The following is an 8,715-nucleotide window of genomic DNA, read 5'->3' as shown; positions in this document are numbered from 1 at the left end:
CTCCCACGAGATGTTGCAATGCCTGGAACCCGTGAACTAGCCAATATCGAATAGAGGCCATCCTTCGATGATCGCCCAGCTGCCGCCCCGCGCGCCCGCCGCCCATTACCCTGAATTCCTCGAAGCCCTGAAGAACAGCGGCTTCCGTGGCCAGATCAGTGCCGACTACGGCACCCGTACCGTGCTGGCCACCGACAACTCCATCTACCAGCGGCTGCCCCAGGCGGCGGTGTTCCCGTTGGATGCCGACGATGTGGCGCGGGTTGCCACGCTCATGGCCGAGCCACGCTTTCGCGACATCAAGCTGACCCCGCGTGGTGGCGGCACCGGCACCAACGGCCAGTCGCTGACCGACGGCATCGTCGTCGACCTGTCGCGGCACATGAACAGCATTCTCGAGATCAACGTCGAGCAGCGCTGGGTGCGGGTCCAGGCGGGCGTGGTCAAGGACCAGCTCAACGCCGCGCTCAAGTCCCATGGGCTGTTCTTCGCGCCGGAGCTTTCGACCTCCAACCGCGCCACCGTCGGCGGCATGATCAACACCGACGCCAGCGGCCAGGGCAGTTGCACCTATGGCAAGACTCGCGACCACGTGCTCGAGCTGCACAGCGTGCTGCTTGGTGGCGAGCGCCTGCACAGCCTGCCGATCGACGACGCGGCCCTGGAGCAGGCCTGCGCCGCGCCCGGCCGGGTCGGCGAGGTGTACCGCATGGCCCGCGAGATCCAGCAAACCCAGGCCGGGCTGATCGAAAGCACCTTCCCCAAGCTCAACCGCTGCCTGACCGGCTACGACCTGGCGCACCTGCGCGACGAGCAGGGCCGCTTCAACCTCAACAGCGTGCTGTGCGGCGCCGAAGGCTCGCTGGGCTATGTGGTCGAGGCCAAGCTCAATGTGCTGCCGATCCCGAAGTACGCGGTGCTGGTCAACGTACGCTACACCAGCTTCATGGACGCCCTGCGCGATGCCAACGCGCTGATGGCGCACAAGCCGCTGTCGATCGAGACCGTTGACTCCAAGGTGCTGATGCTGGCGATGAAGGACATCGTCTGGCACAGCGTCGCCGAGTACTTCCCGGCCGATGCCGAGCGCCCGACGCTGGGCATCAACCTGGTGGAGTTCTGCGGCGACGAGCCGGCCGAGGTCAATGCCCGGGTCGAGGCGTTTGTCGCGCACCTGCAGCGCGACACCAGCGTCGAGCGCCTGGGGCATACCCTGGCGGAGGGCGCCGAGGCGGTCACCAGGGTCTACACCATGCGCAAGCGTTCGGTGGGGCTGCTGGGCAACGTCGAAGGCGAGGTGCGGCCACAGCCGTTCGTCGAGGACACCGCCGTGCCGCCGGAGCAACTGGCTGACTACATCGCCGACTTCCGCGCGCTGCTCGACGGTTACGGCCTGGCCTACGGCATGTTCGGCCATGTCGATGCCGGCGTGCTGCACGTGCGCCCAGCGCTGGACATGAAGGATCCGGCCCAGGCCGCGCTGGTCAAGCCGATCTCCGATGCCGTGGCGGCGCTGACCCAGCGCTATGGCGGCCTGCTCTGGGGCGAGCATGGCAAAGGCCTGCGCTCCGAGTACGTGCCGGAATACTTCGGCGCGTTGTACCCGGCACTGCAGCGCCTCAAGGGCGCCTTCGATCCGCACAACCAGCTCAACCCGGGCAAGATCTGCACCCCGCCGGACAGCGCCGAAGGCCTGACCCCGGTGGATGGCGTGACCCTGCGCGGTGACCTTGACCGCAGTATCGACGAACGCGTCTGGCAAAGCTTCGGCAGCGCCGTGCACTGCAACGGCAACGGCGCCTGCTACAACTACGATCCCAACGACGCCATGTGCCCGTCGTGGAAGGCCACCCGCGAACGCCAGCACTCACCCAAGGGGCGCGCTTCGCTGATCCGCGAATGGCTGCGCCTGCAGGGCGAAGCGAACATCGATGTGCTCGCCGCCGCCCAGCGCAAGGCGTCCTGGTTCAAAAGGCTGCCGGCGCGCTTGCGCAACAGCCGTGCGCGCCAGGAAGACTTCTCCCACGAGGTGTACGACGCCATGGCCGGCTGCCTGGCGTGCAAGTCCTGCGCGGGGCAGTGCCCGATCAAGGTCAATGTGCCGGACTTCCGCTCGCGCTTCCTCGAGCTGTACCACGGCCGCTACCAGCGTCCGCTGCGCGATTACCTGATCGGTTCGCTGGAATTCACCATCCCGTACCTGGCCCATGCACCGGGCCTGTACAACGCGGTGATGGGCTCGAAGTGGGTGAGCAGGTTGCTGGCGGACAAGATCGGCATGGTCGACAGCCCGCTGATCAGCCGCTTCAACTTCCAGGCCACCCTGACCCGTTGCCGCGTCCAGGTGGCGAGCGTGCCGGCCCTGCGCGAGCTGACCCCGGCCCAGCGCGAACGCAGCATCGTGCTGGTGCAGGACGCCTTCACCCGCTATTTCGAGACGCCACTGCTGGCCTCGTTCATCGAGCTGGCCCATCGCCTGGGGCACAAGGTGTTCCTCGCGCCCTACAGCGCCAACGGCAAGCCGTTGCACGTGCAGGGTTTCCTCGGTGCCTTCGCCAAGGCGGCGATACGCAACGCCACCCAGCTCAAGAGCCTGGCCGACTGCGGCGTGCCGTTGGTGGGGCTGGACCCGGCGATGACCCTGGTCTATCGCCAGGAGTACCAGAAGGTCGATGGCGTGGAGTGCCCGTCGGTGCTGTTGCCCCAGGAATGGCTGATGAACGTGCTGCCCGAGCAGGCGCCGGTCAAGGCCGACAGCTTCCGCCTGATGGCCCACTGCACCGAGAAGACCAATGTGCCGGCCAGTACCCGGCAGTGGGAGCAGGTGTTCGCCCGCCTGGGGTTGAAGCTGGTCACCGAGGCCACCGGCTGCTGCGGCATGTCCGGTACCTATGGGCATGAAGCGCGGAACCAGGAAACCTCGAGGACCATCTTCGAGCAGTCCTGGGCGACCAAGCTGGACAAGCAGGGCGAGGCGTTGGCGACCGGTTATTCGTGCCGCAGCCAGGTCAAGCGCATGACCGAGAAGCAGTTGCGCCATCCGCTGGAGGTGGTGTTGCAGTACGCGCAGCGCTGAGGCGCGTCATTCGGTGCAGGCCTCTTCGCGGGTAAACCCGCTCCCACAGGATCGTCGCTGCCTTTGATGGCGGTGCTGTACCTGTGGGAGCGGGTTTGATGGAAACGACTTGCAGGGTGACCGCAATGGGGGTGCGGTAAGTCGGGTATGGAAGTCTTCGGTAGGGCTTCTGGACGGTGTGAAAACGCGATGACGGGGATGTCCCGCAGGTCAGCCGTTTTCACACAGTCGGGTGGGGTGCGCGATTATTCCTGGTCGGCGCTGGATTGATCGTCACCGTCCTGGTCGACGGCGGGCGTCGGTTCGGCGTGGGCGGCAACGGATTGCTCTTCGGGGTTCAGGCTTGGGAAGGGAAGATTCGGGATTTCATGCATCTCGTCGTTCCTCGCAAGTGTGAGTGAAAAGGCGGCGCCAGGGCGCATGTGTGGCTTCGAAAAGCTGGGGCAGGATACAGCAGTCTGGATGACAGTTTGAGATTTTTGCCGGGCGCTGGTCGGTTTTAGCGGGCGATCAGCGCACCGCCGACTGTGTTCGGGCGCCGGAAACACTGTGGGAGCAACAGTCTTGTACTGCCTGCGTTCGATTCATCGCAGGCTGCGCTCCCCCACAGTTACAGCGCTTGATGTCGAAGCGGCGCGTATCCTGTGGGAGCGGGTTTACCCGCGAACACCGGCGAAGCCGGTGCCATCCACCGCGTCGCTTGCTTCGCGGCTAAAGCCGCTCCCACAGGTACTGCGATATCAGCGACAGACGTCGGCGATGGCCGCCGCCAGCTTCTCCAGGCGCTGCGCATCCGCCCCGGCGATGTTCGCCCGGCCGGTACCGACCATGTACACACTGTGCCGTTCACGCAGCAGGCGCACTTGCTCGGGGTTCAGCCCGGTGTAGGAGAACATCCCGCGTTGCGCGGCGATGTGCGCGAAGCGCTCGGCCAGGCCGTGTGGCGCCAGCGCCTGCACCAGGCCCTGGCGAAGCTCGGCAATGCGCTGACGCATGGCGTTCACTTCCTCGACCCACAGCGCCTTGAGCGCCGGATCACCGAGGATCTCGGCGACCACTGCGGCACCATGGTCCGGTGGCGTCGACCACAGGTTGCGCGCAATGAACGCCAATTGGCTGCGCACATCCAGCAGTTTCTCGGCATCGTGGCTGCACACCAGCAGGGCGCCGGTGCGATCGCGGTACAGGCCGAAGTTTTTCGAGCAGGAGCTGGTGACCAGCAGTTCCGGCAGTTCGGCGGCAAACAGGCGCACCGCCCAGGCGTCTTCCTCCAGGCCGTCACCGAAGCCCTGGTAGGCAAAATCGATCAGTGGCAGCAGGTTGCGGCGCTTGACGATGTCGAGTACCGCGCGCCAGTCGTCCTGGCCCAGGTCGAAGCCGGTCGGGTTGTGGCAGCAGGCGTGCAGTAGCACCACGTCGCCTTCCGGTGCCTGTTCCAGCGCGGCGAGCATGCCGTCGACGTTAAGGCGGTTGTCCTTGCCCACGTAGGGGTAGTGGGACACCTTGAGCCCGGCGCCGGCGAAGATCGTCTCGTGGATCGGCCAGGTCGGGTCGCTCAGCCAGATGCCACGCCCCGGCAGGCAATGGGCGATGAACTCCGCCGCCAGGCGCAGGGCGCCGGTGCCGCCCGGGGTCTGGGTGGCACCGGCGCGCTGGCTGGCCAGCAACGGCGATTCGCTGCCCAGCACCAGTTCGCTGATCAGGCGCCCGAACGCCGCGTCACCATGGCCACCGATGTAGCTTTTGGTGGCCTGGCGTTCGACCAGGCGCTGCTCGGCCTGCTTGACCGCTGCGGGAATCGGCGTCAGGCCCTGGGCGTCCTTGAACACGCCGACCCCCAGGTCGAACTTGGCCGGATTGTCGTCGCGGGCGTAGGCCTCCATCAGCCCCAGGATCGGGTCGCCAGGGACCCGTCCGATGGCCGCGAAGTGCATCACTTGCGCCCTTCGGCGGTTTTGGCGACCTCGTCGGTGCGCGCGCACATGATGAAGTCGTTGCGGTGCAGGCCCTTGATCGAGTGGCTCCACCAGGTCACGGTGACCTTGCCCCACTCGGTCAGCAGGCCCGGGTGATGGCCTTCGGCTTCGGCGATCTCGCCGACGGCGTTGGTGAAGGCCAGGGCGTGCTTGAAGTTCTTGAACAGGAACACGCGCTCGAGCTCCATGTGGCCGTCGCGGGTTTCGATGTTCCAGTCCGGGATCTGCCGGATCAATACCGGCAGTTCCTCGTCGCTGACTTTCGGCGCATCGGCGCGGCAGGCTTCGCAGTGGGCTTGGTTCAAGGCATTCATGGGTGTTTTCCGGTTTGAGTTGTTATCGACAGGGGCGCTCAGGCGGCGACCTTGGGTGGAAACTTCGGTGCGTGCAGGCCCAGCTGCATGGCCTGGTGGACCATGGCCATGATGTCTTCGTGGGCCAGGTCGAACAGGCGTTTCATGTTCGGCAGGACGAAGTACAGGGGCTGCAGGATATCGATGCGGTACGGCGTGCGCATGGCCTCGATCGGGTCGAAGGCCTGGTGCTCCGGCTCGCCGGACAGGCTGTAGACGGTCTCCTTCGGCGAGGAGAGGATGCCGCCGCCATAGATCTTGCGACCCTGCGCGGTCTCCATCAGGCCGAACTCGATGGTCATCCAGTACAGGCGCGCCAGGTACACACGCTGTTCCTTGGTCGCCGCCAGGCCCAGCTTGCCGTAGGTGTGGGTAAATTCGGCGAAGAAGGGGTTGGTCAGCAGCGGGCAGTGGCCGAAGATCTCGTGGAAGATGTCGGGCTCCTGCAGGTAGTCCAGTTCTTCCGGGGTGCGGATGAAGGTGGCGACCGGGAAGCGCTTGCTGGCCAGCAGCTCGAAGAAGGTCTGGAAGGGGATCAGCGCCGGCACGCGGGCGACCTGCCAGCCGGTGGTGGCGCCCAGCACCTTGTTGATTTCGCCGAGCTGGGGGATGCGGTCATGGGGCAGCTTGAGCTGCTCGATGCCGTCCAGGTATTCCTGGCATGCCCGGCCTTCGATCACTTTCAGTTGGCGAGTGATCAGGGTGTTCCACACCGCATGCTCTTGCTGCGGGTAGTCGATAAAACCATGCGCATCGGGCTCGCGTGCCACGTATTGCGTCTGTTTCATGTGGCTCTCCTGGTGAGGGCGTTCTTGTTATGTACAGGACATACCTTAGGAATATCCCTACAAACGCTGCTTTGCACTGGGGTGAAGGGCAGTTAATCGTCGCCGCTCATCCTGAATTCGTAACGATAATTTTACAAAAATACCCTTATCCCGGAAAATCACGGGTGTCGAGCTGGGCAGAAGGTTGATTTTGTCAGCTTATCTTTACGACTTTTCCGCGCGCCGGGTAAAAACCTGGCCGCTTCGAGAGCCTTCATGCGTATCAAAGTGCACTGCCAGAACCGCATCGGCATCCTGCGGGACATCCTCAACCTGCTGGTGGAGTACGGCATCAACGTGCTGCGCGGCGAGGTGGGGGGGGATCACGGCAACGCCATCTATCTGCATTGCCCGAACCTGATCAACCTGCAGTTCCAGGCCCTGCGGCCGAAGTTCGAGTCGATCGCCGGGGTGTTCGGGGTCAAGCGCGTCGGCCTGATGCCCAGCGAGCGCCGGCACATGGAACTCAATGCGCTGCTGGGCGCGCTGGACTTCCCGGTGCTGTCGATCGACATGGGCGGCAGCATCGTTGCCGCCAACCGTGGCGCGGCGCAGTTGCTCGGGGTGCGGGTGGACGAGGTGCCGGGCATTCCGTTGTCGCGCTATGTCGAGGACTTCGACCTGCCGGAGCTGATCCGCGCCAACAAGTCGCGGATCAACGGCCTGCGCATCAAGGTCAAGGGCGATGTGTTCCTCGCCGATATCGCGCCGTTGCAGTCGGAGCATGATGACAGCGAGGCCCTGGCGGGCGCGGTGATCACCTTGCATCGCGCCGATCGCATCGGCGAGCGCATCTACAACGTGCGCAAGCAGGAGCTGCGTGGCTTCGACAGCATCTTCCAGAGCTCGCGGGTGATGGCTGCGGTGGTGCGCGAGGCGCGGCGCATGGCGCCGCTGGATGCGCCGCTACTGATCGAGGGCGAGACCGGTACCGGCAAGGAATTGCTGGCGCGCGCCTGCCATCTGGCCAGCCCTCGTGGCCAGGCGCCGCTGATGGCGCTCAACTGCGCCGGCCTGCCGGAGTCGATGGCCGAGACCGAGCTGTTCGGCTATGGCCCAGGGGCGTTCGAAGGCGCACGGGCCGAAGGCAAGCTGGGGCTGCTGGAGCTTACCGCCGGTGGCACGCTGTTCCTCGATGGCGTCGGGGAGATGAGCCCGCGCTTGCAGGTCAAGTTGCTGCGCTTCCTGCAGGATGGCTGTTTCCGCCGGGTCGGCAGTGACGAGGAGGTGTACCTGGATGTGCGGGTGATCTGCGCGACCCAGGTCGATCTGTCCGAGCTGTGCGCCCGGGGCGAGTTCCGACAGGACCTCTACCATCGCCTCAACGTGCTGTCGCTGCACATTCCGCCGCTGCGCGAATGCATGGATGGCCTGGAGGGGCTGGTGCAGCACTTCCTTGACCAGGCCAGCCGGCAGATCGGCTGCCCGATGCCGCGCCTGGCGCCGGCGGCGATGGACAAGCTTGCTCAATATCATTGGCCGGGCAACGTGCGCCAGCTGGAGAACGTGTTGTTCCAGGCGGTGTCGTTGTGCGAGGGCGGGGTGGTGAAGAGCGAACATATCCGTTTACCGGATTATGGCGCGCGCCAGCCATTGGGCGAGTTTTCCCTGGATGGCGATCTTTCGCAAATTGTCGGGCGGTTTGAAAAGGCGGTATTGGAAAGTTTGATGAGTGAATTTACAAGTAGCCGGGCGCTGGGGAAAAGATTGGGTGTTTCCCATACGACCATTGCCAACAAGTTGCGGGATTACTCGCTGAACAAGTCGGTGGAGTGAGGGTGGCTAACTACCTTGAAAGTTACACTTGTCCCTGTAGGAGCGGCCTTGTGCCGCGAAAGGGCCGCAAAGCGGCCCCGACGATCTTGGCATGCTGCTGAAAACCCGGGGCCGCTACGCCGCCCTTTCGCGGCACAAGGCCGCTCCTACAGGGATCGCGCAAGGCCTGAGGTTGGCGCGGTCGGAGTGGGAGCGGGCTTGCCCCGCGATAAACCTATGGCCTCAGCCGTTGGAACAACCGTTCCCCATCACGCGGTATTCGAGAATGTGCTTCTGGCCCTGGGAGTCCTCGTAGGTCATGCGGGCCGGCACCACTTCACAGACGTTCGGCACTTCGCTCATGGAGATGACGCGGGCGATGTCCAGGTGCTGCGAATAACTGTACTGTTCAACCGGAATCTGCTCGACATCTTTTGCTTCGCCGGCCAATGCCGCGCCGCAAAAACCGCCAAGTACCAATACCAGTAAAGCTTTCATTTTCAAGTTACCTGTCTAAGGTCGTGAGGGGGCACGCGGCGCTTATGGCGCCGCGAGTACAGCAAGTTTCAACTATCGGGATGAGGTACGGATTAACGCTGCCTGCGTGGGGGCTGTTACCAAGTTAATCGCGTTGCCGTTGCTGGCGAGATGAATTTTAGGGAGGCGCCCACGGCTGAAACAGAGGGGGTTTTGATAAAGTCTTTTGACAGAATCTGTAACAATCCCCG

7 protein-coding genes are annotated in these 8,715 nt (G+C 64.3%); 2 read left to right on the top strand and 5 right to left on the bottom strand.

Annotated features, from left to right (window positions below):
* Window positions 1-67: 67 nt before the first annotated feature.
* Window positions 68-3,076 (top strand): D-2-hydroxyglutarate dehydrogenase YdiJ, encoded by a 3,009-nt coding sequence (gene ydiJ / locus POF53_RS23890; RefSeq protein ID WP_498969714.1) that lies wholly within the window; start codon window positions 68-70, stop codon window positions 3,074-3,076.
* Between the two features lie 245 nt (window positions 3,077-3,321).
* Here the strand turns inward: ydiJ and POF53_RS23885 are convergent, their stop codons facing one another.
* The 4 genes from POF53_RS23885 to phhA all read right to left on the bottom strand — a co-directional run bounded on the left by POF53_RS23885 (window position 3,322) and on the right by phhA (window position 6,193).
* Entirely contained in the window at window positions 3,322-3,450 is a 129-nt protein-coding gene (locus tag POF53_RS23885; protein WP_256582346.1) for a hypothetical protein, read from the bottom strand.
* 366 nt (window positions 3,451-3,816) lie between these two features.
* Window positions 3,817-5,010 carry an amino acid aminotransferase gene (locus tag POF53_RS23880; protein WP_302328735.1) on the bottom strand — a complete coding sequence of 398 codons (1,194 nt, stop codon included), beginning with the start codon at window positions 5,008-5,010 and terminating at the stop codon, window positions 3,817-3,819.
* Window positions 5,010-5,366 carry a 4a-hydroxytetrahydrobiopterin dehydratase gene (locus POF53_RS23875; protein WP_203651524.1) on the bottom strand — a complete coding sequence of 119 codons (357 nt, stop codon included), beginning with the start codon at window positions 5,364-5,366 and terminating at the stop codon, window positions 5,010-5,012. Before POF53_RS23875 ends, POF53_RS23880 begins: the two co-directional genes overlap by 1 nt.
* 38 nt (window positions 5,367-5,404) lie before the next feature.
* Window positions 5,405-6,193 carry a phenylalanine 4-monooxygenase gene (gene phhA, locus POF53_RS23870; protein ID WP_062360651.1) on the bottom strand — a complete coding sequence of 263 codons (789 nt, stop codon included), beginning with the start codon at window positions 6,191-6,193 and terminating at the stop codon, window positions 5,405-5,407.
* Between the two features lie 255 nt (window positions 6,194-6,448).
* Here phhA and POF53_RS23865 point away from each other — a divergent pair, with 255 nt between their 5' ends.
* Entirely contained in the window at window positions 6,449-8,008 is a 1,560-nt protein-coding gene (locus POF53_RS23865; protein WP_203651526.1) for a sigma-54-dependent transcriptional regulator, read from the top strand.
* Window positions 8,009-8,230: 222 nt separating this feature from the next.
* Here POF53_RS23865 and POF53_RS23860 read toward each other — a convergent pair whose 3' ends face one another.
* Window positions 8,231-8,485, bottom strand: coding sequence for a DUF2790 domain-containing protein (locus POF53_RS23860; RefSeq protein WP_023630669.1), 255 nt, complete (start codon window positions 8,483-8,485; stop codon window positions 8,231-8,233).
* Window positions 8,486-8,715: the final 230 nt, after the last annotated feature.

Source organism: Mitsuaria sp. RG (assembly GCF_028369275.1).
Taxonomy (GTDB): Bacteria; Pseudomonadota; Gammaproteobacteria; order Pseudomonadales; family Pseudomonadaceae; genus Aquipseudomonas; species Aquipseudomonas peradeniyensis.
Note: the sequence above shows the minus strand (reverse complement) of the source record. Positions and strands in the feature narration are given on the sequence as shown.

What these genes read in the sequence shown, in the direction of transcription:
- ydiJ (WP_498969714.1), top strand. Translation starts at nt 68, where the DNA reads ATGATCGCCCAGCTGCCGCCCCGCGCGCCCGCCGCCCATTACCCTGAA.
- POF53_RS23885 (WP_256582346.1), bottom strand. Translation starts at nt 3,450, where the DNA reads ATGCATGAAATCCCGAATCTTCCCTTCCCAAGCCTGAACCCCGAAGAG.
- POF53_RS23880 (WP_302328735.1), bottom strand. Translation starts at nt 5,010, where the DNA reads ATGCACTTCGCGGCCATCGGACGGGTCCCTGGCGACCCGATCCTGGGG.
- POF53_RS23875 (WP_203651524.1), bottom strand. Translation starts at nt 5,366, where the DNA reads ATGAATGCCTTGAACCAAGCCCACTGCGAAGCCTGCCGCGCCGATGCG.
- phhA (WP_062360651.1), bottom strand. Translation starts at nt 6,193, where the DNA reads ATGAAACAGACGCAATACGTGGCACGCGAGCCCGATGCGCATGGTTTT.
- POF53_RS23865 (WP_203651526.1), top strand. Translation starts at nt 6,449, where the DNA reads ATGCGTATCAAAGTGCACTGCCAGAACCGCATCGGCATCCTGCGGGAC.
- POF53_RS23860 (WP_023630669.1), bottom strand. Translation starts at nt 8,485, where the DNA reads ATGAAAGCTTTACTGGTATTGGTACTTGGCGGTTTTTGCGGCGCGGCA.